Source organism: Bacillus sp. PAMC28748, assembly GCF_014250415.1.
GTDB classification, from domain to species: Bacteria; Bacillota; Bacilli; order Bacillales; family Bacillaceae; genus Bacillus; species Bacillus licheniformis.
The window spans coordinates 1,830,001-1,856,775 of sequence record NZ_CP060192.1 but is presented as its reverse complement, the minus strand read 5'-3'; the positions used below and the strand labels follow the sequence as shown (position 1 = coordinate 1,856,775).

49 protein-coding genes (1 of these 49 only partly in view) are annotated in these 26,775 nt (G+C 42.6%); 8 read left to right on the top strand and 41 right to left on the bottom strand.

Translation table 11 applies throughout. The features are described from left to right. Positions 1 to 11: 11 nt before the first annotated feature. From H7F26_RS09490 to H7F26_RS09390, 23 genes are all read right to left on the bottom strand, one after another. Positions 12 to 1,766: a terminase large subunit gene (locus H7F26_RS09490; protein ID WP_231133625.1), complete on the bottom strand. Its 1,755-nt coding sequence runs from the start codon at positions 1,764 to 1,766 to the stop codon at positions 12 to 14. Then, positions 1,763 to 2,167, bottom strand: coding sequence for a P27 family phage terminase small subunit (locus H7F26_RS09485; RefSeq protein WP_043054550.1), 405 nt, complete (start codon positions 2,165 to 2,167; stop codon positions 1,763 to 1,765). The genes H7F26_RS09490 and H7F26_RS09485 overlap by 4 nt, the downstream gene beginning before the upstream one ends. A 77-nt stretch (positions 2,168 to 2,244) precedes the next feature. After that, entirely contained in the window at positions 2,245 to 2,466 is a 222-nt protein-coding gene (locus H7F26_RS22215; protein WP_367304416.1) for an HNH endonuclease, read from the bottom strand. 146 nt (positions 2,467 to 2,612) lie between these two features. Beyond that, positions 2,613 to 2,816 (bottom strand): hypothetical protein, encoded by a 204-nt coding sequence (locus H7F26_RS09475; protein WP_145644034.1) that lies wholly within the window; start codon positions 2,814 to 2,816, stop codon positions 2,613 to 2,615. Positions 2,817 to 2,818: 2 nt separating this feature from the next. After that, entirely contained in the window at positions 2,819 to 3,103 is a 285-nt protein-coding gene (locus tag H7F26_RS09470) for a hypothetical protein (protein WP_185855264.1), read from the bottom strand. Then, complete coding sequence (locus H7F26_RS09465; protein WP_069500267.1) at positions 3,093 to 3,323, bottom strand: hypothetical protein; 231 nt, start codon at positions 3,321 to 3,323, stop codon at positions 3,093 to 3,095. The genes H7F26_RS09470 and H7F26_RS09465 overlap by 11 nt, the downstream gene beginning before the upstream one ends. Before the next feature lie 181 nt (positions 3,324 to 3,504). Further along, a complete protein-coding gene (locus tag H7F26_RS09460; protein WP_185855263.1) occupies positions 3,505 to 3,672 on the bottom strand; it encodes a hypothetical protein in 168 nt (55 codons plus the stop codon). 204 nt (positions 3,673 to 3,876) lie between these two features. Next, on the bottom strand, positions 3,877 to 4,146 hold the full coding sequence (locus tag H7F26_RS22210; protein WP_048350381.1) for a hypothetical protein: 270 nt from the start codon (positions 4,144 to 4,146) through the stop codon (positions 3,877 to 3,879). Between the two features lie 76 nt (positions 4,147 to 4,222). Then, a complete protein-coding gene (locus H7F26_RS09450; protein ID WP_017474601.1) occupies positions 4,223 to 4,426 on the bottom strand; it encodes a hypothetical protein in 204 nt (67 codons plus the stop codon). Positions 4,427 to 4,762: 336 nt separating this feature from the next. Continuing rightward, positions 4,763 to 5,305 (bottom strand): site-specific integrase, encoded by a 543-nt coding sequence (locus H7F26_RS09445; protein ID WP_043054216.1) that lies wholly within the window; start codon positions 5,303 to 5,305, stop codon positions 4,763 to 4,765. Further along, positions 5,305 to 5,745, bottom strand: a complete 441-nt coding sequence (locus tag H7F26_RS09440) for an ArpU family phage packaging/lysis transcriptional regulator (RefSeq protein WP_069500264.1) — start codon at positions 5,743 to 5,745, stop codon at positions 5,305 to 5,307. Before H7F26_RS09440 ends, H7F26_RS09445 begins: the two co-directional genes overlap by 1 nt. A 15-nt stretch (positions 5,746 to 5,760) precedes the next feature. After that, positions 5,761 to 5,889 (bottom strand): hypothetical protein, encoded by a 129-nt coding sequence (locus tag H7F26_RS21930; RefSeq protein ID WP_087654055.1) that lies wholly within the window; start codon positions 5,887 to 5,889, stop codon positions 5,761 to 5,763. Positions 5,890 to 6,027: 138 nt separating this feature from the next. Further along, positions 6,028 to 6,276 carry a hypothetical protein gene (locus H7F26_RS09435; RefSeq protein WP_069500263.1) on the bottom strand — a complete coding sequence of 83 codons (249 nt, stop codon included), beginning with the start codon at positions 6,274 to 6,276 and terminating at the stop codon, positions 6,028 to 6,030. Between the two features lie 148 nt (positions 6,277 to 6,424). Further along, entirely contained in the window at positions 6,425 to 6,658 is a 234-nt protein-coding gene (locus tag H7F26_RS09430; RefSeq protein ID WP_185855262.1) for a hypothetical protein, read from the bottom strand. Positions 6,659 to 6,693: 35 nt separating this feature from the next. Next, positions 6,694 to 6,894, bottom strand: a complete 201-nt coding sequence (locus H7F26_RS09425; protein WP_185855261.1) for an XtrA/YqaO family protein — start codon at positions 6,892 to 6,894, stop codon at positions 6,694 to 6,696. Positions 6,895 to 6,966: 72 nt separating this feature from the next. Continuing rightward, complete coding sequence (locus tag H7F26_RS09420; RefSeq protein ID WP_142237344.1) at positions 6,967 to 7,116, bottom strand: BH0509 family protein; 150 nt, start codon at positions 7,114 to 7,116, stop codon at positions 6,967 to 6,969. A 104-nt stretch (positions 7,117 to 7,220) separates the two neighbouring features. Continuing rightward, positions 7,221 to 7,763 (bottom strand): hypothetical protein, encoded by a 543-nt coding sequence (locus H7F26_RS09415; protein WP_395958891.1) that lies wholly within the window; start codon positions 7,761 to 7,763, stop codon positions 7,221 to 7,223. A 2-nt stretch (positions 7,764 to 7,765) separates the two neighbouring features. After that, positions 7,766 to 7,924, bottom strand: coding sequence for a DUF6906 family protein (locus tag H7F26_RS22205; protein WP_017474696.1), 159 nt, complete (start codon positions 7,922 to 7,924; stop codon positions 7,766 to 7,768). Continuing rightward, positions 7,921 to 8,079 carry a hypothetical protein gene (locus H7F26_RS09410; RefSeq protein ID WP_017474697.1) on the bottom strand — a complete coding sequence of 53 codons (159 nt, stop codon included), beginning with the start codon at positions 8,077 to 8,079 and terminating at the stop codon, positions 7,921 to 7,923. Before H7F26_RS09410 ends, H7F26_RS22205 begins: the two co-directional genes overlap by 4 nt. Positions 8,080 to 8,092: 13 nt before the next feature. Beyond that, positions 8,093 to 8,926, bottom strand: coding sequence for an ATP-binding protein (locus tag H7F26_RS09405; RefSeq protein ID WP_048350368.1), 834 nt, complete (start codon positions 8,924 to 8,926; stop codon positions 8,093 to 8,095). Further along, positions 8,910 to 9,782: a phage replisome organizer N-terminal domain-containing protein gene (locus H7F26_RS09400; RefSeq protein ID WP_185855259.1), complete on the bottom strand. Its 873-nt coding sequence runs from the start codon at positions 9,780 to 9,782 to the stop codon at positions 8,910 to 8,912. The genes H7F26_RS09405 and H7F26_RS09400 overlap by 17 nt, the downstream gene beginning before the upstream one ends. Then, on the bottom strand, positions 9,775 to 9,993 hold the full coding sequence (locus tag H7F26_RS09395; protein WP_185855258.1) for a hypothetical protein: 219 nt from the start codon (positions 9,991 to 9,993) through the stop codon (positions 9,775 to 9,777). The genes H7F26_RS09400 and H7F26_RS09395 overlap by 8 nt, the downstream gene beginning before the upstream one ends. A 101-nt stretch (positions 9,994 to 10,094) precedes the next feature. Beyond that, the gene (locus H7F26_RS09390; RefSeq protein ID WP_025807801.1) at positions 10,095 to 10,313 is read right to left on the bottom strand and encodes a hypothetical protein; all 219 of its coding nucleotides are present in this window, start codon (positions 10,311 to 10,313) and stop codon (positions 10,095 to 10,097) included. Between the two features lie 51 nt (positions 10,314 to 10,364). Between H7F26_RS09390 and H7F26_RS09385 the strand changes: the two genes are divergently transcribed. Continuing rightward, positions 10,365 to 10,763 carry a hypothetical protein gene (locus tag H7F26_RS09385; RefSeq protein ID WP_185855257.1) on the top strand — a complete coding sequence of 133 codons (399 nt, stop codon included), beginning with the start codon at positions 10,365 to 10,367 and terminating at the stop codon, positions 10,761 to 10,763. Here the strand turns inward: H7F26_RS09385 and H7F26_RS09380 are convergent. Next, entirely contained in the window at positions 10,750 to 11,025 is a 276-nt protein-coding gene (locus H7F26_RS09380; protein ID WP_069500259.1) for a hypothetical protein, read from the bottom strand. The genes H7F26_RS09385 and H7F26_RS09380 overlap by 14 nt on opposite strands. Next, entirely contained in the window at positions 11,022 to 11,603 is a 582-nt protein-coding gene (locus tag H7F26_RS09375) for a hypothetical protein (RefSeq protein ID WP_185855256.1), read from the bottom strand. Before H7F26_RS09375 ends, H7F26_RS09380 begins: the two co-directional genes overlap by 4 nt. Positions 11,604 to 11,656: 53 nt before the next feature. Here H7F26_RS09375 and H7F26_RS09370 point away from each other — a divergent pair, with 53 nt between their 5' ends. Then, positions 11,657 to 11,971, top strand: a complete 315-nt coding sequence (locus H7F26_RS09370) for a hypothetical protein (RefSeq protein WP_048406869.1) — start codon at positions 11,657 to 11,659, stop codon at positions 11,969 to 11,971. Between the two features lie 71 nt (positions 11,972 to 12,042). Here H7F26_RS09370 and H7F26_RS09365 read toward each other — a convergent pair whose 3' ends face one another. Beyond that, positions 12,043 to 12,288, bottom strand: a complete 246-nt coding sequence (locus H7F26_RS09365) for a hypothetical protein (RefSeq protein ID WP_017474860.1) — start codon at positions 12,286 to 12,288, stop codon at positions 12,043 to 12,045. A gap of 70 nt (positions 12,289 to 12,358) precedes the next feature. Next, positions 12,359 to 13,063 carry a Rha family transcriptional regulator gene (locus H7F26_RS09360; protein WP_185855255.1) on the bottom strand — a complete coding sequence of 235 codons (705 nt, stop codon included), beginning with the start codon at positions 13,061 to 13,063 and terminating at the stop codon, positions 12,359 to 12,361. 70 nt (positions 13,064 to 13,133) lie between these two features. Between H7F26_RS09360 and H7F26_RS09355 the strand changes: the two genes are divergently transcribed. Further along, positions 13,134 to 13,376, top strand: coding sequence for a hypothetical protein (locus H7F26_RS09355; RefSeq protein ID WP_017475022.1), 243 nt, complete (start codon positions 13,134 to 13,136; stop codon positions 13,374 to 13,376). On the opposite strand, the gene H7F26_RS09350 is transcribed toward H7F26_RS09355, so the two are convergent. The 3 genes from H7F26_RS09350 to H7F26_RS09340 are packed head-to-tail and all read right to left on the bottom strand — an operon-like array spanning position 13,353 to position 14,058. Beyond that, the gene (locus H7F26_RS09350) at positions 13,353 to 13,562 is read right to left on the bottom strand and encodes a hypothetical protein (protein ID WP_017475023.1); all 210 of its coding nucleotides are present in this window, start codon (positions 13,560 to 13,562) and stop codon (positions 13,353 to 13,355) included. The genes H7F26_RS09355 and H7F26_RS09350 overlap by 24 nt on opposite strands. Positions 13,563 to 13,584: 22 nt before the next feature. After that, positions 13,585 to 13,776 carry a helix-turn-helix domain-containing protein gene (locus H7F26_RS09345; protein WP_185855254.1) on the bottom strand — a complete coding sequence of 64 codons (192 nt, stop codon included), beginning with the start codon at positions 13,774 to 13,776 and terminating at the stop codon, positions 13,585 to 13,587. Positions 13,777 to 13,809: 33 nt separating this feature from the next. Then, positions 13,810 to 14,058 (bottom strand): helix-turn-helix domain-containing protein, encoded by a 249-nt coding sequence (locus H7F26_RS09340; RefSeq protein ID WP_043054093.1) that lies wholly within the window; start codon positions 14,056 to 14,058, stop codon positions 13,810 to 13,812. 163 nt (positions 14,059 to 14,221) lie between these two features. On the opposite strand from H7F26_RS09340, the gene H7F26_RS09335 reads away from it, so the two are divergent. Next, positions 14,222 to 14,854 (top strand): LexA family protein, encoded by a 633-nt coding sequence (locus H7F26_RS09335; RefSeq protein WP_043054092.1) that lies wholly within the window; start codon positions 14,222 to 14,224, stop codon positions 14,852 to 14,854. 13 nt (positions 14,855 to 14,867) lie between these two features. Beyond that, on the top strand, positions 14,868 to 16,085 hold the full coding sequence (locus tag H7F26_RS09330) for a site-specific integrase (RefSeq protein WP_009330104.1): 1,218 nt from the start codon (positions 14,868 to 14,870) through the stop codon (positions 16,083 to 16,085). Positions 16,086 to 16,166: 81 nt separating this feature from the next. Here the strand turns inward: H7F26_RS09330 and groL are convergent, their stop codons facing one another. After that, positions 16,167 to 17,801, bottom strand: coding sequence for a chaperonin GroEL (groL, locus tag H7F26_RS09325; RefSeq protein WP_003179250.1), 1,635 nt, complete (start codon positions 17,799 to 17,801; stop codon positions 16,167 to 16,169). 44 nt (positions 17,802 to 17,845) lie between these two features. Next, positions 17,846 to 18,130 (bottom strand): co-chaperone GroES, encoded by a 285-nt coding sequence (gene groES, locus H7F26_RS09320; protein ID WP_003179248.1) that lies wholly within the window; start codon positions 18,128 to 18,130, stop codon positions 17,846 to 17,848. Between the two features lie 225 nt (positions 18,131 to 18,355). On the opposite strand from groES, the gene H7F26_RS09315 reads away from it, so the two are divergent. Further along, a complete protein-coding gene (locus H7F26_RS09315; RefSeq protein WP_003179245.1) occupies positions 18,356 to 19,090 on the top strand; it encodes a CPBP family intramembrane glutamic endopeptidase in 735 nt (244 codons plus the stop codon). Further along, positions 19,090 to 19,281, top strand: coding sequence for a YdiK family protein (locus H7F26_RS09310; RefSeq protein WP_011197587.1), 192 nt, complete (start codon positions 19,090 to 19,092; stop codon positions 19,279 to 19,281). Before H7F26_RS09315 ends, H7F26_RS09310 begins: the two co-directional genes overlap by 1 nt. 45 nt (positions 19,282 to 19,326) lie before the next feature. Here H7F26_RS09310 and tatC read toward each other — a convergent pair whose 3' ends face one another. The 4 genes from tatC to moaC are packed head-to-tail and all read right to left on the bottom strand — an operon-like array spanning position 19,327 to position 21,489. After that, positions 19,327 to 20,103, bottom strand: coding sequence for a twin-arginine translocase subunit TatC (gene tatC, locus H7F26_RS09305; RefSeq protein ID WP_011201569.1), 777 nt, complete (start codon positions 20,101 to 20,103; stop codon positions 19,327 to 19,329). Between the two features lie 6 nt (positions 20,104 to 20,109). Next, positions 20,110 to 20,289 (bottom strand): twin-arginine translocase TatA/TatE family subunit, encoded by a 180-nt coding sequence (locus H7F26_RS09300; protein ID WP_003179239.1) that lies wholly within the window; start codon positions 20,287 to 20,289, stop codon positions 20,110 to 20,112. A gap of 42 nt (positions 20,290 to 20,331) precedes the next feature. Next, positions 20,332 to 20,979, bottom strand: a complete 648-nt coding sequence (locus tag H7F26_RS09295; RefSeq protein ID WP_003179237.1) for a redox-sensing transcriptional repressor Rex — start codon at positions 20,977 to 20,979, stop codon at positions 20,332 to 20,334. A gap of 3 nt (positions 20,980 to 20,982) precedes the next feature. Beyond that, positions 20,983 to 21,489, bottom strand: a complete 507-nt coding sequence (gene moaC, locus H7F26_RS09290; RefSeq protein WP_003179234.1) for a cyclic pyranopterin monophosphate synthase MoaC — start codon at positions 21,487 to 21,489, stop codon at positions 20,983 to 20,985. Between the two features lie 146 nt (positions 21,490 to 21,635). Between moaC and H7F26_RS09285 the strand changes: the two genes are divergently transcribed. After that, on the top strand, positions 21,636 to 23,561 hold the full coding sequence (locus H7F26_RS09285) for an ABC-F family ATP-binding cassette domain-containing protein (RefSeq protein WP_003179233.1): 1,926 nt from the start codon (positions 21,636 to 21,638) through the stop codon (positions 23,559 to 23,561). A gap of 239 nt (positions 23,562 to 23,800) precedes the next feature. On the opposite strand, the gene tsaD is transcribed toward H7F26_RS09285, so the two are convergent. The 5 genes in view from tsaD to thiL are tightly spaced (at most 12 nt apart) and all read right to left on the bottom strand, a layout consistent with a single transcriptional unit that may run on beyond the window. After that, positions 23,801 to 24,826 carry a tRNA (adenosine(37)-N6)-threonylcarbamoyltransferase complex transferase subunit TsaD gene (tsaD, locus tag H7F26_RS09280; RefSeq protein WP_003179232.1) on the bottom strand — a complete coding sequence of 342 codons (1,026 nt, stop codon included), beginning with the start codon at positions 24,824 to 24,826 and terminating at the stop codon, positions 23,801 to 23,803. Next, positions 24,816 to 25,274 (bottom strand): ribosomal protein S18-alanine N-acetyltransferase, encoded by a 459-nt coding sequence (gene rimI / locus H7F26_RS09275; RefSeq protein WP_003179229.1) that lies wholly within the window; start codon positions 25,272 to 25,274, stop codon positions 24,816 to 24,818. The genes tsaD and rimI overlap by 11 nt, the downstream gene beginning before the upstream one ends. A gap of 12 nt (positions 25,275 to 25,286) precedes the next feature. Beyond that, positions 25,287 to 25,976, bottom strand: coding sequence for a tRNA (adenosine(37)-N6)-threonylcarbamoyltransferase complex dimerization subunit type 1 TsaB (tsaB, locus tag H7F26_RS09270; RefSeq protein ID WP_003179227.1), 690 nt, complete (start codon positions 25,974 to 25,976; stop codon positions 25,287 to 25,289). After that, complete coding sequence (gene tsaE, locus H7F26_RS09265) at positions 25,957 to 26,433, bottom strand: tRNA (adenosine(37)-N6)-threonylcarbamoyltransferase complex ATPase subunit type 1 TsaE (protein WP_003179225.1); 477 nt, start codon at positions 26,431 to 26,433, stop codon at positions 25,957 to 25,959. The genes tsaB and tsaE overlap by 20 nt, the downstream gene beginning before the upstream one ends. Before the next feature lie 8 nt (positions 26,434 to 26,441). Continuing rightward, positions 26,442 to 26,775, bottom strand: the 3' end of a protein-coding gene (gene thiL / locus H7F26_RS09260; RefSeq protein WP_009330105.1) for a thiamine-phosphate kinase. It continues 650 nt past the right edge of the window; 334 of the gene's 984 nt are visible here — the last part of the coding sequence; the start codon falls outside the window, past its right edge; its stop codon occupies positions 26,442 to 26,444.

The window sequence follows — 26,775 nt, the reverse complement described above, 5'->3', positions numbered from 1 at the left end:
CTCATCACCCCCTATCTGTACAATTCATTAAGCATTGCGTCATATTCGTCTTCATCGTAATCAACCAGCATCATCATGGTTTCTTTATGGGCATTCAAAAAAGCAACAAAGCCGTCAATTTTGGCTTTACTTTGCTTTTTGGAAGGCCGCTTCAAGCCTTGAAAGTTTTTATCCGCTACGACATTTTCTGTGCAGTAGATAAAAAGGGGATTATCCGTCTTAATTCGTTCTTCAAACATTAAAATTTCAGCATCATCAAAAGGTGCATTAAGGACGGTAGAATATTGTTTTGTCTCCACGCAAGTCAATCCCTCAGCCTCAAGCGCTTCAATCACTTTTTGAGAAAGAGCAGGGTCATAATTGACCTGCTCAACATCATAAATCCGAGAACATTCCACAATGAATTCGACAACCATATCATAGTCAATCGTTTTACCAGGGCATAACGTTAAAAAACCCCGCTCGGCCAAGTTCCGATACGGGATGTTCTCCATTTTTTCGCGTGCTTCCAGGTTATGATCCGGGATAAAATACATCTGTTTGACTTTCAACATCGATTTTCCGTTTTCATCATGGGTCGGGATATTAATAGACACGCATGTGAGGTCTGTCGTTCTGGATAAATCAAGGCCAATGACTGCCTGTTCGCCAGATAAATCGCCCAGGTCTTTGATCAGGTTCCCTTCCTTGTCCTCGATCATTTTCTGGACAATATCTTTGTCAAAATACGTGCCGGTGCTGCGGACGAAAATATTCAGATACTTGGCCAAAAACTCATCCTTTCGCTCCGCGCTCATCTGGGCCGTTTTAAACTCACTTTCTAAAAAGTCGGGTTGGACACTGATTCCCCAATTTGGGTTTACCTTTTTCCAGACTTTTCGATCATCCCATTTGTCTCCCTTGTCGGGTTCGGTAATGTATGTGAAATAGGAAATGTCCTCTTCTTCCTCATTTTTGTTATTCAGCAGGCCCCGCGCATAATCATAAATTTGCAGGCCGACGGATGTCGTCCCTTTTCCCGCTGTTGAAATGATGAACATTAACGGTTGCAACCGCGAACCCATACCGGATTTTAAAACATCGTACATGTCGGCATTATTTTGCGCGTGTACTTCATCCAGCAATACGAAATGAGGGTTTTTACCATCAAGGCCCTGTGTATTTTTAGACAGAGGCAAGATGCTATTTTCAAACCGTGTACCGTTGATGGTGTACCGGTAAATGATAGCGTTAATGTGCCCCTTCGGACCTTTATAAATTTGGGTCCGCATGTTAAGATCAGGGCTGTTTTGAATAGTCGCCGCAATTTGTTTCGCGGCAATATTCGCTTGTTCTGCATCGGTCGCCGCTGTAAAACATTCGGCGCCCTTTTCTCCATCTGCGTACATTGCATAAGTGGCAGCACCGGCTGCCAAAACAGTCTTGCCGTTTTTCCGTGGAATCTGAATATAAACAGTCCTAACAGCCCGGACAGTCCTTCCCTTGTCATCCTTTTTATAAAAGCCGTATATGTTTGTGAAAATGAATTTTTGCCACAATTCCAATTCAATAGGTTCGCCGGCAAGCTCTCCTTTTGAATGTTTGCAGAAGGTTTCTATAAAATCCATGACTTTATTTGCTTCATCGACATCAAGCCAAACGTCTTTTCGCTTTTTCATCCTCTTGTAGCGCTCAACAACTTTTATAACCGATTTACAATGCTCTTTTTTATTCTTCAATACCTGATCAGCATATAGATCAGCATAGTTCACACCCCGTTCTATCACCCATCAGCACTCCACTTCGATTTAAAAGTTTGGAAACTGTCGGTATTAGAATTAGGCTGGCCGCCGACTTGTTTTTGAAGTTTCGGAGTAAGCCCCAGCTGTTCCAGCAGCTTGCTTTTTTTGGTGTTCCAATCGGCTACCTGTTGAGCAAGAGGGTGCTTCATTTCATTTACTGCACCAGCTTTATTTTGATGCAGCCGCGTGGCCGGAAAACCTTCATCCCGCCATTCTTCATACATTTGGGTATAGATCACATGAGCATCCAGATAGGTATTGATCAGAGGCGTAAGGGTTTCAGAATATGTCCCCGCCTCTTTCAGCCAGGCTAAAATTTTCCCTTCTTCATCAGCTCGTATTTTTTTCAATTTTCGAGTCCGGGCCGACCGTTGCTGTGGTGTCATTTCCTTCAAATTCCCTCACACCCCCCTTTAAAATTTCATTTTTGTATACACGTGACTCCCCCTGCCCTGTCCCCAAATCAAAAAAATTTTGTGAAAACGGATGGGGGGGATTGTTTTTCCTTGTTTTCTATTTTTGCGTGGCATTTTGGACAAAGAAGAATCAAATTGGTTTCATCAAGCTTCAATTCTGGCTGCTTGGAAATCGGAATGACATGGTGAATGTGCGCGTTCTGTCCAAAAACAAAACGACCGCACTCATTGCAGGTGCCGCCGTCACGTTGGTAAATGTACTCTCTCATGGACTTCCAGGCATCAGATCGATAGAAAGCCTTGTTTGCAGACTGAAACTTGTTTTGCTTCCTGCTTTTCTTCCTTGGCCTGTGCTGATCACAATAATAGCTGCCTTCCTCTAAAAGATTCCGGCAGCCGTCATGAATGCAATATCTCATTTGGTATCAGTCTTCTCGTCCTTCTTTGTCCCTTTCGATTTGGTTGCCTTTGGCTTTGACTTTGACTCTGCTACTTCATTGGCTGCCGTCGATTGTTCAATCTCTGCGGCTTCCTCATGCGTTACGAAATGGGACTTCATTTCATATTTGTCCCACACTAATGCGCCGTGTGCTAACTTTTGAATGATTCGTTTGCTCATTGTTACTTCTCCTTCCTTTCGTTGTAAAAGTATCGATTATAAACAATCGACTTTGATCCAAACTTGCTTTCTTCATCAATGTATTCAATGTCGATATGTGTTGGACGAAAACCTGTATCATCATTCGTTAAGAATGAAAAATCCACACGGATTTTACGTTTAATCTCCTTTCCTTTGTAGAAAACACGTGGGACTGAATCAATATCATCAAGCTCAATCTGCAATAATGGCGGTTTTTCTTTAGATAGCTTTACAACTTTCGTAAGGCTTGGTTTTTCAATGCACAAATGAATCACCTTCTTTGACGAAAAACTCACGTATTTTCTTCTCGGCTTTTGAAAAACTCATTTCCTGTTCACCCGGAAAATAAAAGCTGCCTTCAACTTCAGCGGACTTAAAACGAACGGTGGCTTTTATTAAAAAACCATAGGTTTGAAATCCCATTATGCTCCCGTCACTAAATAGGGTTTCTCCTTTTCTCTCAATACTTTCTATAACGACTTCCATATGTAAGCCCTCCCTTAAATAAAAAACGCCCTCCCATTTGGGAAAGCGCCTGGTATATTCTTTCTAAACCGAGCCCACACTCAGAGGCCCACATTGGCCGCCAATCGTCTATTCTGAGATTCACTGGACCCGGTTTACAGAGAACATAAAAAGACGCCCTCCCATTTGGAAAAGCGCCTGATCATTTACCTGGCTGATAAACCATAACACTACAGAGATATGTGTCTACGCTATTACAGCTTGGATCATCGATGCGGTTAGCAAATTCCTTTTGTGCTTCTTCATACGTTTCGAAGAACTCTTGACCAGCATCGCAATAATCCGAGAAAACCACATACGCATTTTTCATTTCTGGATTCCCCCTATTAAAAAAGGGATGAACAAATTGTTCACCCCCCTAAGGTTGCCCTCCCGCACTCAGAAGTCGCTTTTCAATTTTGACCTAATACCATATTAAACGATCTAAAACAAAACAGAGTGCCAACGTTGTGCCATAATTGTGCCAAAATCATTCCTTATTTTTTAAATAAAAAAAGACGCCTTGAAAGACGTCTTACTGAGAATTCAAAAAAGCTTCTAGTTTCTGAGTGATTCTTTGTTCATCGCTCTTCACCAGATGTCCTTTATAATTATCGATTTGATCCTCAGCTAAGAAAATCAATTTTGAGCATCTTGCTGTTGACGGTTTTGTTAAACCGCATTGTCCCCAATATTGAATAGCTATATCGTATTTATCATATGGTCGAGGACTGTGTTTTGTAACTTTTATAACGAGGTATTCATCTTCTACTTTATCAACTATTATGCAGGGCCTATCCGGCATCAAGTCATTGGGGTCTTCCTCTTTTGGGAGAGTAGCATACCAGACTTCGCCTGGACTTGGTGTCCGATTTCTCAATCTAGTTCAATACTAAAGTTTTTGTTTCAGAACAATCATTTCTGAAACTGTTGGTGTGCTCATCATCTTCTCTCCAAGCGTCGCCCTTTTCGATAACTGTAAGACCATCCTCGTTACGTTTAGTGTTTCTTTTTGCGATTTCAATTAATTTAGAACGGTGAGTGGCTGCTAGTTGCTTTAACATTTTTCCCAGCTCCTTTTTCATACGTATCCCTCCTTCTCGTAGGGTAAAACGTATGCTCTTTGCTTCTTAATTATAACCATCTGATAGTTGGCTTTTCAATGAATTCTTACTGAAAAGAGCAAATTTCATCGTTTACCCTATTTGTCAAATTGTTTTCTTTCCCCCTTTTTATGCAATTTACCCACATTATCCACGAATTAACCATATCTTATATTGTGTCCAATTCAACGAAACGCGGAACCCTTTGCCCTGCATAGTTTCAAGCCATTTTGTCAAAATGAGTTGGACACTTTCTCGTTATGGTTAGTTCGTTAAAATAGGCAGAAAAAAACTCATCCGTTTTGAAAACAGATGAGCTTATAAGCTGAATGCGTCCATTGTTTGGTCCATTGTGTCTTGAGTGATCCCGATATATCGAAGCGTGACGTCCGGGCTGGAATGGTTGAATATCTCTTGCAGCAGAGCAACGTCCTTGAATTTTTTATAGTGCCAATAACCGAACGTTTTTCTCATGGTGTGGGTGCCGATCCCATCAAGTCCGACGTATTCCGCCGCCTCTTTCAATATGTTGTATGCCGTGCTTCTGCTGATTGGTTTGTTAAGCCCTTCTCGGCTCTTAAACAAAAATTCCTGGTCATCCTTGTCTTTAATGTAATCAGCCAGGGCCTTTTTTAGGGCCTTATTTATTTTGATTCGTTTCTGCTTGCCGGTTTTCTTCTCTCTTAAATCGATGTACATTCGTTTGGCGTCGCGGACTCTTAAACGAAGTAAATCGGATATACGCAAGCCTGAGTTTATGCCGGTAACGAAAAGCAGATAGTTTCTTTCACTCCGTTCTCTCAGGAATTTCTTTATATAATAAATCTGGTCCATATCCCGGATAGGCTGCACGAAATTCATTATGAAGCACTTCCCTTCACATACACTTCTTCTTTTAATGCAAAAGCCAGGTTGTAAAAAGCGCGCGACTTAATTCTGAAGTATGTGCGCGGGCTTAACCCAATTTCGTTGTAAACCTCATAATCAAAACGGTGATCTTGGGACATATATCGCATGATGATGATTTGCCGTTCATTGACAGGCAAACGGTTCACAGCCTTTTGCACTTTTGCCAGAAAGGCATTTCGTTCTTTTTCCATTTCGACCCTTTTGATAGCCATATCCTCCGTAGATGAATGAAACGCGTTTGTATTTGACGGCGGGACGAGGTTAAATCCTGCCGTGACTTTTGGCAGTAGATCATCCGGAACTTGCAAGAGAACCACCCTGTAATTATCCAGTATGGCTTCAATTTTCTTTTTCGTCGCTTCTCTATCAATTTCGGGTAATTGAAATAGCATGGTTTATTCCTCCTTTTATTTTCGCTTATAAGCGCCGCCTTTGCCTCGTTTAAGAATCTGCTTGTTTTGCCCCATGATCTCTCGCCAAAAGCGCTCAGAGTGCTCCTGCGTTTTTTCAGGGCGTTTTCTTTTGGTGGGTTTCATGTCTATTTCTCCTTTCGCTAGACCACAGCCGGGACAAATAAAAAACGGACACCAAACAAACAGCGTAAAAGCTGTAAGTTCAGTGTCCGCAGGTATTCCATTTAGGACATTATTCTTTTTCCGTCGCGCCTACAAATTTCAATTTGCAAGCATCGGCAAAATCACAATAACAAAGAACAGCACGGCAACCCCAAGTATCGGCAGCAGAAAAGATTGTTTCTGAGCATAGGCCACGTTGCCCTTAATCGCCAGCCCTTCAGTTCGCTCTATGATCGATTTCACGTAATCCGGGTGAAGTTCGTACTTCTCAGCCAGCTCGTCAATGGTCATCATGTTATCCGGCTGAGCCTTGATTGTATGGAGTAATGAAGATTGTAAGAGTGTCATTCTTTCATCGCCTCTTCTATTTTTTTAAAATCATCCGAATCTATCGCAACATCTTGGATTCCACAGAAAGGGCAAAAAATTTCGGACGGACAATCAGCTTCCGCCGTCTTGCATAGGGCGCACGGGTTCGAAAAAACATTCGGGTCATTCATCCCTTCTCACCCCCCGTCTGTTCCCAATGGATGACAACATCATTTGAATAAATCCGTAAGAAATCCCCTGAATCAAAGCGGACCTCAAAACCGCCCTCGTTATGTGAAAAAGTATTCCGATTATCTACAATATTTGTGACAGTCGCCATCCTTGTGAAGCCTGGCGGCTTATATTTTTGACCAAGCATATATGTTTCAGAATTAAAGGTTATTGTCTTTGCTTTAAACATTCCGTTCCTCCCCCGCAGGGGAAAGCCCCTGCAAATTAATTGAATTTGTGTGATGATTCAAGATTAATCCGTGAAAAGTCACCTTTAAATGTTTCAATGATCGTTCTGCCGTGTTCCGGGGCCTGTGCTTCATAAGCCTTTCCGTTTAGGCCATCTATAACAATGACAGTGACCTTCCCGTCTTGAATTTTGCTTGATAAATCTTGATTGACTTTGATTTCTTTAGGACTGTTCACCAGCCGCACCCCCGTGTTAAAATAAAAGTGTTGGGTTTTTATTTTCCGGGGCTTTTAAAAGCTCTGTTTTTTTTATGCAAAGATTTCATCCGTCTGCCTGAGCATAGCCAGGTTATAAAGCTTTTCAATTTCCTCATCGCTCTTCTGTTTAAGCGATTCCTTTCCATACCTTTCGATCAAATTGATCCATTCGATTTTTTCCATACGCTCCTGTTCTGTCATAAAGACTTCACCTCTTTAAAAGATTTTTCAAAGCGGCATTTTTGTAACGCTTTGGACAATGTTCAAACCTGATAATCACTAAAAGCTGCTGTAAGGATGCTTTTTCAAACGATAATCTTGAACCGCCTTTTTTCTTGTTCAGATGCTTCCTCACCTAAAAGCCCCCCTTTTCGCGGCTGAATCATTCCCTTGTTCCCCTGATCAATGACGAGGAACAATAATTCTTCTATTTCTCTTTTGAAGGATTTTGCTATTTTGATAATGGACTGCCCCCGATTCCACAAATCTCTAAACCTATAAAGCTCCTGATCATACCAGATAAAATTATTTTCAAGGAACGGGATATAAACAGGGCTTTCAATGAATAGCTGTCTTACTCCGTTCTTTTTAGTAATCATCCTTTGGGGACCGATCCATATTCTCGGATTCGCGGCTATACCGTATGGCCTGTGAGGAAGAATCCTTCTTTTTGCAAGGTCCACAATTAGAATCAAAAGCTCGTCCGGTTTTCTTCTCAGAAGATCGGAAGCGTCATATAATGATTTGCCGTCATACCAGTAATCTATCAATTTACAAAGCTGGACATATGACCATTCATAATTCAAGTTATTCAAGGCAATTTCTAAACGATCAGTGCGGACTGCCATTTTCACGCCCAACACTCCCGCACGGTACCGGTATGACGGTGAACAACTACTAATCTTTGTTCATGCTGCAGATTCTTTGATACCAGCCAATTCTCAGGGTTTAAACCGTTCTTTTTGATGATTTGCTTCTGCGCGCGTGTAGGTCGCTTACCATGTTTCATGCGTTCTCCCTCCGTACATTTGACCAATAAGCCAGCCAATTTTCTAGTTTTTGTTCAATTTCCTTTAATCCTTGCTTGAGTTCCTCCGGTGTTTTATCGGTTGCCACATGCCCCCACACGCCCGGCATGATCGTTTTCAAGTTAGTATCCTTCACTTATTTTCATCTCCTAAAAGGTTAAAGCAGGAGCTTTCCGCCCCTTTTTCTCTTTTTGTTTTTCTAAAAACTGAATCGTTTCAAGATGTGCTGTCAGACGGCTAACAGTTTTCTTGTCATAGAGTTTGGTTAAAGCCACACCTGAAAGATTGGTCGTGATGATCGTTACTTTTCCTTGACGGCCAGTAGAAACCCCATACCATACACGATGAATAAAATCATTTGCGGCTCTGTTTTCGTTGTCCGTGTCCCCTACTTCGGCGCCCAGGTCATCGATTACGAGATAATCAACCCTTGTCAGCAGCTCGATTGCAAAAGCCTCTGTCAACTTTTCGGAGTCATCTTTAAATGAGTTTTTAATTCGCCTCATGAGGGCATCACTGTTAACAAAGAGGGCTGACTTCGCGTACTCTTCGGAATCATTTTTGTTCAGTTCTTTAAGGGCGGCCATTGCAAGATGACTTTTTCCGGCGTTAGACTCTCCTGTCAAAAAGATGTTCATCACAGCGCCTGCCTTGATTCGGCTGACAAGCTCCATCATCCTGCGTTTATTCTGCTCGTCCTCTTGGTTGTAGCTGCGGAACGTTTCGAATGTTGCTTTTTTAAGAGTAGGGTCGGCAATTAGGGAGTAAGTCGATAAAATCTGCCGTTCCACCTGGCGGCGCCATATCTCGGCTTCACGCTCGATTTCCTTATTTCGCTGTTCTCTTTCACACATAGGACATTTTATTGAGCCGTCTCGCAGTTTCATCAGTTGAACCGGGTAAGGCTTCTCTTCTCCTCCAATGAGCCTTGTATGCTTGCGGCAATAGACAGGCTTTCCATTCTCATCAGTATGGAATGTCATCCTCCGTGATAACTCGGCCTTGACTCTTGCCGCCCGATCTTTGGTGAAGGTTTCTGTCATGAGGTCTACCTCCTTTTGGCTTTTGGTTAAGATAATTTTCAAATTTAGTGCCAAACAGCGTTTCAGGCCTTAGATACTTGTCCAGATCAGTGCCGCGCCATTCTTCGCATTTGACTAGAATGACATGTTTGAAATCATCAAATCTAAAACCTTCATTCCATCGCGCCTTTATTAAGGTTTTGGTTTTTGGTGTAGTAGGTCGGTACTTTGTTCCAGCGACTTTGTTTAAAAGGTCGATGATCAGTTTGTAAGGAATTTCATCTTTTTCAGAAGATGCCTTGTCGGGCTTGCCCGACAATATATTATTTTCTTTATCTATATCTTTATCTAATTCTTTATCTATATCTGCACCGTCACGTGACGTCACGCTAACGTCACTCTTTTTTTGGGGAGAAGAAAGCTGCAATTGCTTTTTTCTTTCTCTGTATCTCTTGTTTCGTTCGGCGTTGAGTTTTCGAACCCGGTCCATGCCTTCGACATTTTGATGCTTTTCCCAATTTGAAATATTAATGAAATTATGTTCATCTATCTCAATCATGCCGAACTGTTGAAACGTCTGTAATGCCATTCTTACGATCGGTAACGGACGATTGAAAATTGTTGCCAGCATCTCGTCTGTATACGGGATATTTTTGCTTAGGTAGATGTATCCTGACGCATTGGTTTTCCCAGCCTGGGCCAGCAGCTTGACCCATATAATTAGAATGGTGTCGGCTTCCGGCATCTGTTCAATCAGTTTGATTTTTTCGTCTTCAAACATTTGCGTACTCAGCTTGATCCACTTGACCTCAGCCATTTACTTTCAGTCCTTCCGACTTGGTCAAAGGCCAAACTGATCTTTTCCCGTTCACGATCACAGAGCCGAGATCATTGTCTTTGCGTTCATTTTGGATGATGGTACCGCCCTGCTGCATTAACCTGTACAAAGCCTGATTATGCGTATGGACAGATTCACTGATGACGGCATGAATTTGATTATGTAGCCATACATAGCTGACTAAAAACATGCTTGCTCCTCCTTTTTTGGTATAATGTCCCTATCAAATAATAGAAGGTGAAAGAATATGAAACTAAATCATGATTGTGTCCACTAAGAAGATTTTCAAATTCAATTTAGATACATTCGGATACTTAAAGAGTTGCCTTCCGCTGCCAGGAAAAGTTCTGAAGGTTCGAAACCAAAATTTTCAATAAAATCAGATGTTAACTCTTTAATGTACTCATCAATATCTTTTAGTCGTGTGTCTTTTATGATCAGTTTTATACAAACTTGATTTTCAACCTCTGTTGCCGCAGGGGTCGATTTATTTTCGTTTTGGATGCTCATTTGTTTCTCTCCTCTTTGGTATAATGTCCCTATAGGATAGGGGGTGATACTATGGATAAAACTTTTCCAGACACGATAAAAGCAATGCGTACTCATTTAATTAATGGAATGCACGCTGCTGAAAAGAGTTATACAACTCTCAAAAATTCAGGGCTAATTAGTAAATTAAAGATTTCTGATGATCGTCGAATCACAATCGCTTTAGCTCACCTTAACCAAGCGAATACTTTTATTACAGCAGCTCAAACCGTTTATCAATTGGAAACTCCGGGAGAAAACCAAGAAATAGAACGCTTTTTCCATCAATTCCAAGTATTTAATGATGAGTTGTTAGACAGTATTTCAACGGACCATTCTGACCAATGGACAGGCATTGAATTCAGAGAGCTAGTCAAGAATTACAATGAGCTTCCTGAAATATTTGAGCTCAAACCATTTATTGTTGATTAATTTTATTTATCTGATTTCGTAAATGGTTGATTGCGATATTCAATTCACCTAATTTTTGCTCAATCTTTATCATTTTTCTGGATTGCCAAAGGATTTCTTTAGCCAAATAGCTTTCTGGATCAATACCAATAGTTATTTCAGTTTTCTTGGCTTTTTCAATATTTGCCAAGATAGCTATCCGTACAGATTCAGGTAACTCTTTTAAATGTTTTTCAATTTCACCCTCTGTTGCCGCAGGGGTTGTCTTATTTTGTTTGGTCATTGTACATGTTCCTTTCTAATTGGATTCTGTTTTCTTTTCAAAAAGAAAATCCTGTTAAAATCAGACCCGTATTTCTTTTTAAAACCCTGTGCACCTTTTTGACCCATCTCATATCGAGAAAAAACAGGTGTAGTTGCAGCTATATATGGATCCCAACCAAGTTTAGTTACACGACTTTTTAGAGTTTTATACCTGATGCCATTCTTTTCGGCTAGCCTGACAAGGTCTTCTGAAAATTTACGGCGCTTAGTTCTCGGTGAAAGTTCGCACATTCTTTTCATATGTTCGTTTTGATCTATTTTTGGTGTCGTAGCTGCTTTTTCTTCAGTCCAACCACGTTCTAACCTTTTGCGAAACACGGCTCTTGAGACGCCATTTTCTTCAGCAAGCTTTCCCCATTTATCCCAGACCGCTGAGATTTTATCTCTATCTTGAAATTGAACCGGTTCTGTTAAAGCTCTTTGCTTATCCCAACCTTGCCTCCTTATTCTCCAGATGAGTGTATCCTTACAAATCCCGTTTGCCTCAGCTTGTGCAAACTCTTCTGGTGTAATGTAGAAGTCATAAGGGTTGAACATTTTCGCTCCTCCTTTTTGGTATAATGTCCCTGTATAAGACAGGAGGTGAAACTATGAAACTTGATAAAAGCGACTTTGCACCCATTGAACAACTAGAAAATGATATGGAATTGATTCAAAAGGATGCTATGGATATCGCAATAACAGCATTACAAGATGGTTTACAACATGTCTTTGATGAAGCAGACAAGAAAAATTTATCCGATAAAGATTACCTCAAAGAACTTATTTCTGGTGCCTGTGGACTCGCTCTTTCTGCTTCCGCTCTTCATACGAAACATATTGTTTCGAATTATTTTCCGATAATAGTGGAAACGGCTTATCAAAATACTTCTCAACGTATTGAATCGCAGTTAAAACAGAAGTAGTAAAATCCAATTTATTAGTTTTCTTATCAACCTCTGTTGCCGCAGGGGTTGATTTATTTTGTTTGTCCATTTCACAAGCTCCTTTCTAACGGGATGCTGTTTATCTCTTGTTTAACAAGTCTTTTAGCATATTCGGCAATCACTTGTTCAGTTTTTGGCTTATATCTAAATTGATCTAAACAATGTAGTAAGTCTCCATATGTCTGACAAAATGATTTGAGTTGTCTAATGAGGTCTTTTGCTGTATTCTCCAAAGCTTCTTCATATTCAACAGATTTGATTTTTACTTTTTGCATTTCCAATCTAAAAGGCTTCATTTTCTTTCTCCTCCTAGGGTGTCCAGTTTTACCAGCTTCCTTTCCCCATCTTTGGGGGAATCTGCGGCACTTATGCCGATTGACTTCCGTTAAAAATCGGTCTCCATCCTTCAATGAAGCTCATCGCTTCTTCAAAGTCTTTTTGAAGAATGTTCGGATAGGCATTGACTCTGTACGCATCTTTTAGGTTCTTCCATAATGCTGCATAAACTCTTCTGGTCGTTTCATAGAAAGTTTTGTCGACCTTATTTTCATTCCAGAGCTTATGCACACGTTTGTTGACTGCGTTTCTCATGGCTTGCTGCTGTGAGTAATCGAGCGTTAACTTTTTATCCAGATCATGCCGAAGTTGCTTTATGTCCTCTTTCATTTCGCCAACATCTTCGTTGAGCTGGATGGTTAGTTTCATATTGGCAATGATGCTCTCTTTTGCGTTCATCGCTTTTGGCTGCTGCTGTTTCTGGATGTATTCTTTCATCCGCTTAAATTCTTGAATGAATTTAATTTTGGTTTGAACAGCTTCCTTTGTGTTGTAACCGAACACAACCAGTGTGAATGCTTCTTCGGTAAGGTCGTATTTTGGTTTGAGACGGTTTAAAGAATCCTTATAAGAGTTGCGCTCAAAATTGAGCTCATTAAATTCTTCACCTGCATATTCCATTTGAGTTTCAATATCTCTCAATACATTTTTATGTTCCTTCCCAAACATCTCCGCAATGGTTAGGCTGTCTGTGACAGCGATATTTTCTTTAATGAAGACTAATTGATTTTCCATCTATGTGACCTCCTAAAAAGTTTTATTTTGCTCCCCTTCTGATAAAATATTTTTGAAGGGAGGTGTTATTATGAACGACATCGTTTTCACTTTAGAATTTGATGATGATTATGCCAATTCATCTGCCAACGAATATCTTAAAAAAGGTTGGACTCTATTACATGTTGGTCAAAAGTTAATTGACATTTTGGACAATGGACAAGTGTATTACAACACTGTGTATGTTGTAGGCGCTAACCAACAACAGTACGACGAATACCAAACTGAATTAGAAAATGATCCTTTTAATTCATTTTTGAAAATGAGAGAATGACTTATGAATAACATTTTTATAAAGCTCTTCATCTGCAAGGTGCAGAGCTTTATTAATTTCAACATAACTTAAACCACTTTTAGAGCATTCCTTAATGACTGCCTTTAAAAGTTCAAGTGTTTCTTGTTTTAGTTCATTTTTTGTAATGTTCGAAGGCATTCCATCTGTTAATTGAATTCGTCTCACTCTATTAACCTCCTAAAAAATTTTAGTTTTGGGCTTCCATTTTTTTAATCCATTCCAAGTATGCTTCTCGACGTATCCGCCTGCTGTTGCCACTTTTAAAACTTGGCAAATCACCAGAAGTACAACGTTGATAAACAGTATTTGGATGCCATCCCATTAACTCTGAAACTTGCTTAACAGTAAGTATTGGCGGCAATTGATCAATTATTTGCATTGTATTCAAATCTCCTTTCATACGAATGTACCTTTAAACGGTAGTTAGCTGTAAATTTTTTTCTTCTTCATCATATGCCCCATCATTTACAATAGGTAATTTGATTATGTCCTCTGGCAAGTCATAAACTTCTGCGGCTTTCTTAAGTCGGTATCCAGGTATAGCGGTAATACCTTTCTCATAATTCCGAAGAGTTTTTGGTGTTATGCCAATCTCTTTAGCAGCTTGCGCTTGGCTTAGGCCTGCATTGACCCTAGCTGCAGCTAAAGTTATTTTAATCAACACTTTCAACTCCTTTCATTATTCTATGCTCTCAATATACTACCTTTAAAAGTTACTGTCAATACCTTTTAACATTATTTTTACCGAAAAAAAGTAGTTTGATCCTTTACATACTTACCGTTTTTAGGTACTATAATAAGGAAGAAAACAAGGAGGAATTAAAATGATTGATATTCAAAAACTAAAGGAAATCATGGCAAACAATTTAAAAAAACAATTAAAACGTAAGGGAATATCACAAACTATGATGGCTCGAGATTTAAATATTCCAGAGATGACCGTATCTAACTGGGTTAAAGGGAAAACATATCCCAGACCAGACAAAATTCAATTAATGGCTGATTATTTCGGAATTACTCGTACTCAATTGACAGAAGAAGCACCATCCAATCTTACTCCTTTAGCACCACAAACAGTTCCCGTTCCTGTACTCGGAACAATTGCATGCGGTGAACCGATATTAGCCGAAGAAAATGTAACTGAATATATATACGAGTCTCCCGATCAACTACCAAGTGGTAATCTATTTTATCTAAAGGCAAAAGGGACAAGCATGGAACCAACGATTCCTGACGGATCATACGTCTTAGTGCGCGAACAACCGGAAGTAGAAAATGGGGCAATAGCTGCCGTGCTTGTTAACGGCGACACAGAAGCTACCCTGAAAAGAATTAAGCGTCAAGGAGATATGGTAATTTTGATGCCGGATAATCCGAATTACAGCCCTTTTATTATCACCCCGGACAACCCAGCCAGAGTCATCGGACAAGCGATACAATTCACACAAAAGTTGTAAAGGGTGATAAATAATGAAAGGATCATTTAGGCGTCGAGGCTGCAAGTGCAAAAAGAAACGGTGCACCTGTGGCGCAAAGTGGTACTATCGGTATGATATTGTTGATCCGACTACTGGTAAGCGTAAACAAAAGGAAGTTGGAGGGTTTAGAACAAAGGCAGAAGCCGAAGAGGAAGCTAAACGAATCCAATATGAGCTACTGCAAGGAACCTATATTGAAGAGAAAGAAATTACATTCGAAGAGTTCGCGAAAGAATGGCTGATCTGGTACGAAAACACCGGGAAGGTAAAGGTAAGTACGATAAGGGTTCGTAAGCACGAAATCAGTCGTTTGATGGACTATTTTCAGTATTTGAAGATGAAAGATATAACACGCAAGCAATATCAAGAGGCACTCAATGACTTAAAAGCAAGAGGATATGCAGAAAATACAATCGACGGTGCCCACCGAACCGGGAGAATGATCTTTAAACGTGCGATTGAACTTGAAGTGATCAAAACCGATCCGACCGAATATGCGATTGTCCCGAAAGTTCAAAAAACCGTTGAGGAATTAGAGCGAGAAAAAGAATTGCCAAAATATTTAGAGAAAGAAGAACTTGCACATTTTCTCTCTATTATCCCGGATCATCAAATGGATATTCGTGACTATCCAATATTCTTAACGCTTGCCTATACAGGCATGAGAGCTGGAGAACTTTGTGCTCTAAAATGGAGCGACATCGACTTTGAAGAACAAACTATAAGCATTACAAAAACGTATTACAATCCACGCAATGCCATAAAAGAATACGAATTACTCACTCCAAAAACAAAAAAATCTAAACGCGTGATAGATGTTACGAAAGATGTCCTGATCGAGCTTGATAAGCTTAGAAAGGCTCAAAAAGAAGTGCAAATGAAACACCGCAAGACGTATCATAATGAAGGGTTTGTTTTTGCTCAATTGGATGAAGTAAATGCAGGGTATCCGGCTTATGTGAAGTTAATTGAAATACGTATGAAAAGATTGCTTAAAATTGCCAATTTAAATCCATCACTAACCCCACATTCATTAAGACACACTCATACCTCTCTGCTGGCTGAAGCAGGGGTTAGCTTGGAACAAATTATGGATCGTTTGGGACACACTGATGATGATACAACCAAAAATATCTATTTGCATATCACTAAGCCAAAAAAGAAAGAAGCTTCCCACAAGTTCAGCGAACTCATGAGAAGCTTACTTTAATCTGTCAACTGTGGGCAAAATGTGGGCAAAAACTCCACAAGAGGTAGGGAAACCTTGATATAATAAGTTTTTAAAAGCCTATTACATCATTCCGCCCATGCCGCCCATGCCGCCCATGTCAGGCATTCCTGCGCCGCCTTTGTTTTCTTCCGGTTTGTCGGCAACAACTGCTTCAGTTGTCAGGAACATAGCCGCTACAGATGCTGCGTTTTGCAGAGCTGAGCGTGTTACTTTTGTAGGGTCAACGATACCTTTGTCGATCATGTTCACCCATTCGCCTGTTGCAGCGTTGTAGCCGACGCCGATTTCTTCATTTTTCAGGCGCTCAACGATGACAGATCCTTCAAGACCCGCGTTGTGCGCGATTTGACGGATTGGTTCTTCAAGAGCGCGAAGAACGATGTTGATACCAGTCAGTTCGTCGCCTTCAGCTTCAAGGGCAGCTACTTTATTGTAAACATTGACAAGAGCTGTACCACCGCCGGATACGATTCCTTCTTCTACCGCAGCGCGAGTAGAGTTCAGGGCGTCTTCGATGCGAAGCTTGCGTTCTTTCAATTCTGTTTCAGTCGCAGCTCCGACTTTGATGACAGCTACGCCGCCTGCAAGCTTAGCAAGGCGTTCTTGTAATTTTTCTTTATCGAACTCAGAAGTTGTTTCTTCAACTTGAGCGCGGATTTGGTTGACGCGTGCCGCGATTTGCTCTGTATCTCCCGCACCTTCAACAATTGTTGTGTTTTCTTTTGTAACAACAACTTTAGAAGCGCGTCCCAATTGATTGATTTGAGTTGATTTAAGGTCAAGACCTAAATCTTCTGTGATCACTTCGGCGCCTGTCAGGATAGAGATGTCTTCGAGCATCGCTTTGCGGCGGTCGCCGAATCCAGGCGCTTTAACAGCCACTGCGTTGAATGTTCCGCGAAGCTTGTTGACAACCAATGTTGCAAGAGCTTCACCTTCAACGTCTTCAGCAATCAGAAGCAACGGTTTGCCTTGTTGCACGACTTGCTCAAGCACCGGCAGGATTTCTTGAATGTTTGTGATTTTTTTGTCTGTTACTAAGATGTACGGATTCTCAAGAACCGCTTCCATCTTATCGGAATCCGTCACCATGTAAGGAGACGCATATCCGCGGTCGAACTGCATACCTTCAACCACTTCAAGCTCTGTTGTGAATCCTTTGGATTCTTCAATCGTGATAACACCGTCGTTGCCGACGCGCTCCATTGCTTCAGCGATCAGGCTTCCGACTTCTTCGTCTGCAGCGGAGATTGAAGCAACTTGTGCGATTGATTCTTTGCCTTCGATTGGTTTAGAGATTTCTTTCAGGCTTTCAACAGCTACAGCCACAGCCTGCTCGATACCTTTGCGCACGCCTACAGGGTTAGCGCCGGCAGTTACGTTTTTAAGACCTTCGCGAATCATCGCCTGAGCTAGAACTGTCGCTGTTGTTGTACCGTCACCGGCAACATCGTTTGTTTTGCTCGCAACTTCAGCAACAAGCTTTGCGCCCATGTTTTCGAACGCGTCTTCAAGCTCGATTTCTTTCGCGATGGTTACACCGTCGTTTGTGATTAATGGAGAACCGAATTTTTTCTCAAGAACGACGTTGCGTCCTTTAGGTCCCAAAGTTACCTTTACAGCATCCGCCAATGCATCTACACCGCGCAGCATTGAACGGCGGGCTTCTTCGCTAAACTTAATATCTTTTGCCATGTTATTCGAACCTCCTATATAATTGTCTCGTTTTTATTTATGACTTAGCCGATAACAGCTAAAATGTCGCTTTCACGCAAGATTAAGTAGTCAGTACCTTCATATTTCACTTCGGTACCTGCATATTTTGAGAAGATGATGCGGTCGCCTGTTTTAACTTCTAATGCAACGCGCTCTCCGCTCTCTAACACACGGCCTGAACCGGCTGCAACCACTTTACCCTCTTGTGGTTTTTCTTTTGCGGAGTCAGGAAGTACGATTCCGCTAGCAGTTTTTTCTTCAGACTCAACGAGCTCAATGACAACGCGATCACCTAATGGCTTTAACAATGAAACAACCTCCTCAATATTTTCATATGTAATTTTAGCACTCGCACTCGGTGAGTGCTAACACAATTCTTATAATAAAGAATCTCCCAGGCAATTTCAAGTGAAAAGGTCAAATTTTTTTGCGCCTACATTTCTCCGCATATCCTTATCATCCTATAATTTAAAAAGAGTGTGTTACAATAAACATAGTCTGATTTAGATTTTTAGAAAAGGAGTACATAAAGCTTGAGAAAACAATACTGGTTTATTATATTGGCATACGTTCTCATGCAATTGTCGGCGGTTGTCGGCTTGCCTCTTCTCTACTTTTTGGGAGTGGGCAGAGGACAGCCCAAGGCTGAAGCTCAGCTTACATTGACGGGCGTCTGGTCTGTCATCGCGTTTACCCTCTGTCTCGTCATCGTGCTGCTGATTTTGCGGACGGTGCCGAAGACGACGCTTCGCAATCGTCCAAAAGCATCGGTTGCAGCGTCAATCGGATGGGCGGTAGCCGGCGTTTTTCTCGCTTTGTTTGCGCAGTCAATTGCCGCTTCGATCGAAATGAACTTGTTCGGGGTCAACCCGGAATCCGAAAATACGCAGCGGATTATGAAAATCATCACCGCATTGCCGCTGATGGTGTTTGTCTCTTCTGTATTCGGTCCGATTCTTGAAGAAATCATTTTCAGAAAGATCATTTTCGGTGCGATCTATGAGAAAACGAATTTTTTCGTTGCCGCTCTGTTCAGTTCGGTGCTCTTCTCGGTCGTCCATTTGGATTTCAGCCATCTGCTCATTTATACGGCAATGGGATTCACATTCGCCTTTTTATATGTCAGGACCAACCGGATTATCGTCCCGATTTTCGCCCATGTCGCCATGAATACGCTCGTCGTCTTGCTGCAGACATTCCGGGAGCCTATTGAAGAATATTTGAAAAACGTCGAGAAAATGCAAATGATTATTGGAGGATTTCTATGATGAGAAGCCCTAAATTCTGGGGAGTGATTTATTTATTAACGGGTGTGCTGTTTACGTATCTCGCGGCAACCTCGCCCGGAAGCATGTGGTCTTTTTATACGATCCTGCTGATGCTTTTCGCAGCCTATAATATCAGCATCTCCTTTAAAATGTTCGCCCTGGCCGGCAGGATGAAGCGAAAAGATCAATAGCCTTTTATTTGAAAGAAAAGAGCCATTCTGAAAAAAGAATGGCTCTTATTTTGTATGGTCGTTCAAAAACGATTGATTTTCCTCTTGAATCATTGTTTTTTGCGCCTGCCTGTAGGATATTCTTGAAATCACGATACTGATTTCATAAAGAATGAGCAATGGCACGGAGACCATTAAATGCGACAATAACTCAGGCGGTGTAATGAGCGCCGCAATGACGAACAACACAAAATATGCATATTTTCGGATTTTCGCCAAAAACATCGGCGTCACGAGACCGAGCCTTGTGATAAACATGATGACCACAGGCATCTGAAACAACAATCCAAAAGGAAGCGTCAACTGAAGCAGAAACTGAAAATATTCGTGTATTCCGATGACCTGGTTGACATTCAGATCATCTGAGACTCTCGTCATAAAGTCCACGACAAACGGAAATAAAATAAAGTAAGAAAAGGCAATGCCGCCTAAAAAAAGAATGATCGATATTGGAATATAGCTGAGCGTCACTTTTCGTTCTTTTTCATACAGCCCCGGGCTGATGAAAGCCCACAGCTGGTATAGAACAAGCGGCGAAGTCAAGACAGCGCCGATGATGAACGCGAACTGCACGTACACAAATAAAGGATCGGTCAGCTTGAACGCATTGAGAGTCAGCAGCTTCGCTTCATCCGTCTGCTGCAGGTAGATTATGAGCGGCTTCGCCAAAAAAAAGCCTGCCGCAACAAACAAAACAAAAAAGAAAAAAGTGATCACAAGCCGTCTGCGCAGTTCTGTGATATGTTCTAACAGCGACATTTCTTTTCCCTTCATAAATGTCATCCTATCCTACTGATCTTCTTTCTTTTTATTATCGGAATCGTCGTCAGCCAAACCTTTTGTCGCATTTTTAAACTCCCGCAGCGTGTTTCCCGCCGCTCTTCCCAGCTCGGGAAGTTTTTTCGGGCCGAATATCAAAAGCGCCACCACGACAATTAAAATAAAGCTTCCAGGACCGATTGTTGGCATAAAGCCTGCCCCCTTTCCTTTATTTATTTTTCGTTTTCCGTTTTACTTTTCCTGCATTGAATAATGTTTCAGAAAATACACCAGCGACTGAAGTTCCACTGCCAAATCTATATGATGAATGCGAATGTGTTCCGGCACATTCAAGCGAGCCGGCGTGAAATTAAGAATGCCTTTAATGCCAAGCGCCACCAGCCTGTCTGTAATCGACTGTGCGGCTTGAGCTGGAACCGTCAAAATGGCGACCGGGATATCATCATCCGTCATATGCTCTTCAAGCTTATTCAGGTCATAGACGGGAACGCCGCCGACCTCGGTTCCGATTTTTTCTTCATTGATGTCAAACGCCATGGCGATTTTTGTATTATTGTTTTTGATAAAATTGTAATGGAGAAAGGCTGTCCCCAAATTCCCCACGCCAATAAGCGTTACGTTCGTCGTTTCATCCTGATCAAGCGTCTTTCTGAAAAAGGACAGCAAATAATTGACATTGTAGCCGTATCCTTTTTTCCCGAGCGCGCCGAAGTACGAGAAATCCCTTCGGATGGTCGCGGAATCGACTTTGACGGCATCGCTCAGCTCAGCGGAAGATACACGCTGTTTCCCGGATGCATGAAGGTTTTTTAAAAAACGATAATATAATGGCAGCCGTTTCGCTGTCGCTTGCGGAATTTTTGAATGATCCATGTTCATAAACTAATCCTCCATGTCTACATCAGCTTTTTCCCTTTTATAGTCACCGTTTTTCCCGCCTGTCTTTTCGAGAAGAAAGGTCGGTCCTATCACCATTCCCTTATCCGCCGCTTTGCACATGTCATAAACGGTCAGCGCACATACGGAGGCCGACGTTAACGCTTCCATTTCCACACCTGTGCTCCCTTTGGTCTTGACGTTAGATTGTATATGCAGGATGCTCTTCTGCTCTTTCTTCTCCCAGCAAAAGGCGATGTCGACTCCTTTCAGAGCGATCGGATGACACATCGGGATGATGGCGGATGTCTGTTTTGCAGCCATGATTCCGGCCACTTGCGCCACCGCCAAAACATCGCCTTTTCCGATTTCGCGGTTTTTGATTTTTTCATGTACTTCTCGATTCATGGACACGCTTGAAACAGCCGCAGCTGTGCGCACTGAAGCTTCCTTTTCGCTTATATCAACCATCTTGGCTCTGCCTTGTTCATTAAAATGTGTAAACTCATTCATGTTCTTAACTCTCCTTATAATGATCATACACTATTTTTTTCAATCTGTCTTTTTCTTTGGCTAAAATCTTCCAGACTTCACTTAATTGTTTGCTGACTGCGCGGTGATAGGCTACACTTAAAATAGCAGACAAGAGGTGAAAGATCATGATGATTTTACAAGTAAATCAGCTTTCAAAATCGTTTGGAGCCGATACGATTTTAACGAATATAAAACTCGAAGTCAGGTCTCGGGACCGGATTGCGGTCGTCGGACGCAACGGCGCCGGAAAATCGACTCTTCTAAAGATTATCGCAGGAAAGCTCTCATACGAAAAGGGGGACATCATCAAACCTAAAGATTTGACGATGGGCTACCTTGACCAGCATTCCGGCCTCGATTCCAAGCTGACGCTTAAAGAGGAATTGCTGTCGGTATTTGATTTTCTTAAAAAAATGGAAAAAGAAATGCGCGCGATCGAGGAAAAGATGGCGCAAGCCGGACCGGACAAGCTTGAATCATTAATGAAGACATATGACAGGCTTCAGCAGGAGTTCAAGGACAAAGGCGGCTACCAATATGAGGCAGAGGTCAGATCCGTCATGCACGGGCTCGGCTTTGCGGGATTTGACGACTCCGTCCGCGTTCAGGATTTAAGCGGAGGCCAAAAAACAAGACTTGCCCTCGGAAAAATGCTTTTGACAAAACCCGACCTCCTCATTTTGGACGAACCGACAAACCACTTGGATATCGACACCCTGACATGGCTCGAACAATATTTGCAAAGCTACAGCGGAGCGATTTTAATCGTTTCCCATGACAGGTACTTTCTTGACAAAGTGGTTACCCAAGTTTACGAGATTACCAGGTCCCAAAGCAAAAAATATATCGGGAACTACAGCTCTTATCTCCAATTAAAAGCCGAGCAGCTGGAAAGGGAAACAAAGCTTTACGAAAAGCAGCAGGACGAAATCGCCAAGCTGCAGGATTTCGTCGATCGGAACTTGGCAAGGGCTTCGACGACGAAACGGGCGCAGAGCAGACGAAAGCAGCTTGAACGGATGGAGATCATGGACAAACCGCTTGGAGATGAAAAGTCGGCGTCATTCCGCTTTGAAATTACAAGGCAAAGCGGAAACGATGTACTGCGAGTGGAAGACCTGACGGTAAGCTATCAGGACCAGCCCCCGCTTCTCCGTTCACTGGATTTTCGCATTACCCGCGGGGAAAGCGTTGCACTAGTCGGGCCGAACGGAATCGGCAAGTCGACCCTTTTGAAAGCATTGATCCAAAAGCTGCAGCCGGTGTCGGGAACAATCGCGACGGGCTCTCACGTCTCAATCGGATACTACGACCAGGAACAGGCTGAATTGACGTCGTCAAAACGCGTGCTTGACGAGCTTTGGGACGATTATCCGGAGATGAATGAAAAGGATATCAGGACCTGCCTCGGCAACTTCTTGTTCTCGGGAGAAGATGTATTAAAGCCAGTACATGCATTAAGCGGTGGCGAAAAAGCCAGGCTTGCCCTCGCCAAGCTGATGTTGCAAAAAGCGAACTTCCTTATTCTTGATGAGCCGACAAACCATCTCGACCTGGACAGCAAGGAAGTCTTGGAGAACGCTTTAATCGATTACCCGGGAACGATATTATTTGTGTCCCATGACCGCTATTTTATCAACCGGATTGCGACAAAAGTACTGGAGCTTTCTCGCGACAAAGCCGAAGAATATTTAGGCGACTACGATTATTACACGGAAAAAAAAGCGCAGCAGCTTGAACTGAAAGAACTAGAAAAACAGACGGAAGAGCGTCAGAAAGCCGCTTCCGAAAAACCGGGCGCAAAAAAGAGCTATGAAGAAGAAAAAGAGCTGAAAAGAAAAGAACGCCAGCGGCAGCGCAGGATTGAAGACATCGAAACAAGAATTACGGCCATTGAAGAACAAATTGAAAAGAATGAAGAGCTCCTATGCAATCCCGACGTCTTCCAAGACCACGAGAAGGTTCAGGAAATCCACTCTGAAAATGAACAGCTGAATGAGGAGCTTGAACAGCTGTTATCAGAATGGGAAACACTATCTACAAATGAATAAAGGATGAGCCGCTCCAAGCCGGAGCGGTTTTTTTGTCCACAATTGAAATCCTTTATTTAAAAGAAAGAAAGCGATTTACCCACAATATCCACAAATAACATAATATTTATACACATTACTAACAGGTAAAAAAGGTCTGTAAATTAAGGTTTTTAACATTATACACAAGACTGTGGATATGTGTTGATAACTTGTTAATAACTTTTTCCGGGTAAAAAAACCTCACAAAGCGTGAGGTTTCAATAAGACGTCAGATCTAAGCCAGGCTGACCATTCATATCATATTTTCCTCTGATTCCTTTTTCAAAAGCAACCGTACCTGCGGCGGCAATCATGGCGGCATTGTCCGTACACAGCGAGAGCGGCGGGATCAAAAGCTCGATCTCCGGACGGCTGCTGAACGTTTTTTCGAGCGCGGCTCTCAGCCCTTTGTTTGCAGCAACTCCTCCGGCAAGCAGCACCTGTTTGACGCCATAAGCTTCCGCAGCGCGTTCCGTTTTTGTCACGAGGACATCTATGACGCTTTCCTGAAAGCTGGCTGACAAATCTTCCGGAGCTATCGTTTCGCCTTTTTGTGAAGCGTTGTGAAGCGTGTTGATGACTGCAGACTTCAATCCGCTGAAGCTGAAATGATAAGACCCTTCTTCAAGCCATGCGCGCGGCAGCGGCACATTTGCCTCGCCTTTTTGCGCAAGTTTGTCAATGTGAGGTCCACCCGGATAAGGAAGCCCCATCGTTCTCGCCACTTTGTCATAGGCTTCGCCTGCAGCATCGTCGAGCGTCTCTCCGATTACTTCAAATGAGCCGTGCTCTTTCATATATACGAGTTCGGTGTGGCCGCCTGAGACGACAAGGGCAATCGCCGGAAATTGAATGTCCTGAACAAGCCTGTTGGCATAGATGTGACCGGCAATATGATGCACGCCTACGAGCGGTATGCCCCGGGCAAAACTGAGCGCTTTCGCAGCATTCACGCCGATCAATAGAGCGCCTACAAGCCCCGGTCCTTCCGTTACTGCAATGGCATCAATGTCATCAAACGTCATGTCCGCTTGTGCAAAGGCTTCCTCAAGCACGATCGTGATCTGTTCCACGTGATGCCTTGATGCGATCTCGGGAACGACGCCCCCAAACCGTTTATGACTCTCGATTTGCGACGCTACGACATTTGAGATGATGTCCGTCCCGTTTTTGACAATCGCAGCGGCAGTCTCATCACAGCTTGTTTCGATTCCTAATACATACAGATCTTTTTTATGATTCATTTAGTCTCACCCACATTAATAATGCATCTTCCCCATTATCGGTATAATAATTTTTGCGAATTCCTCCCGGCTCAAAGCCGAGCTTTTTGTATAAGCTCTGTGCAATATGATTCGATACCCTCACCTCTAAAGAAAGCTGAACCGCCCTTTTCATCCGGCAAAGCTTCATGGCCGCCTTCAAAAGAGCTTCACCGAAGCGGCGGCCCCGGTATGCAGGTGAAACGGCAATATTGGTGATCTGGGCGTCATCCATTACGATCCAAATCCCGCAGTAGCCGACGACTTGCTCCTCAACTTCGAGAACGAGATAATGAGCATACATATTGTGAAAAAGCTCATGATGAAAAGATTCTTTTTTCCACGGAGAAGAAAAAGAGCTTTTTTCAATTTCAAAAACCTGGTCCAAATCCTTTGGATTCATATCGCGTATGACCATTTGCGTGTTCATGGCTTCACCCGTTTACTTTTGTTTTTCAAGCCAGACGGCCTCGGCTTCGGCCAGACGAATATAGTTTGGAACAATGCTGTGCACTGGCTCGTCCTCTTTAAGTTCTCCGATTAAAGCCAATTCTGAAGGTCTTGGAAGCTGCAGGGCAGGGTCTGCAATAACCGCTTGTTCATCGAGAATCCGTTCGATCATTTCCCTGTGAATCCCGGTGTCGCTTCCTATGAAAAGGACTTGCTGATCCATGGCTTTCAGCTTTTTTAGCCAATCTTCAAGCAGAATGTTCTGGTCCTCTTCCAATCCATGGAGTTTGCCGTCCCTATACTGGTACAGTCCCGTATAAACCTGACCGCGCCTAGCATCAAACAACGGACAAATCAAGCCTTGGAAAAAACGGCCGTTTGCCGCAAGCACTTCAAGGCTTGAAACGGTTTTAACCGGAATATTTAATGACCATGCAAGCGTTTTGGCAATCGTCACGCCGATCCGCACGCCTGTATATGAACCCGGGCCTTTGGCAACTGCAATTTGGGTCAGGTCACTAGGCTTTAAACCGCACTCTTTAAGGAGTTCGTCGATTGCCGGCATGGCTCTGACCGAATGGTTTTTCTTTAAGTGGGATATATGCTCGGCTATCACTTTTCCGTCTTTGATTAATGCCACTCCGAGCGTTAAATTGGATGTATCAATCGCAAGTATCGTCATGTTTGCTGATCTCCTCGCAAAGATTTTCGTAGCGCCTGCCTTTAGGTGTAAAGGTCAGCTTTCGCTTGTCATCACCAAGCCGCTTAATGACCACCTCAAGGCGTTCTTTTGGAAGCTGCTCTTCAATCAAATGCGCCCATTCCACAAGGCAGACGCCGTCTCCCTCAAAATATTCATCTAATCCGAGATCTTCCGTCTCGTCTTCCATCCTGTACACATCCATATGAAACAGCGGAAGAGAGCCGTCACGGTATTCTTTGATGATGGTAAAAGTCGGGCTGCTGACAACCCGCTTGATGCCGATCCCTTCGGCAAACCCTTTCGTAAAAGTCGTTTTGCCTGCTCCAAGATCGCCCTCCAATGTGATGACATCACCGGGCTGAACATATTTTGCCGCCAGCCTGGCAATGTTTTTTGTCTCTTCAGGCTCTGTCGTTTTCCACTCTAACGTTTTCACTTTACTTGTCACCTGTCTTGTTTAAAATGGTTATATCCTTTTTTTTCGAGAAGAACGCGGTCCTGTCCGTCATGATAAAACACTTCCGCCTGTCCTTGTTTTGTGACGCGGCCGATTTGATGAACCCGCACATCATGCTCGGAGCATTCCTGACTAAAACGTTCCCATTGATCATTAGAAATCGTACCGACGAGTTCAAAATCCTCGCCGCCGAAAAGGACCCACTCTTCCCATTTTGTGTGCAATATATGTAAATCCGAATGGACCGGAATCAACTCTTTATATATGTCAATGGAAACACGGCTCGCTTCAGCAATTTCATTTAATTCACTGGCAAGCCCG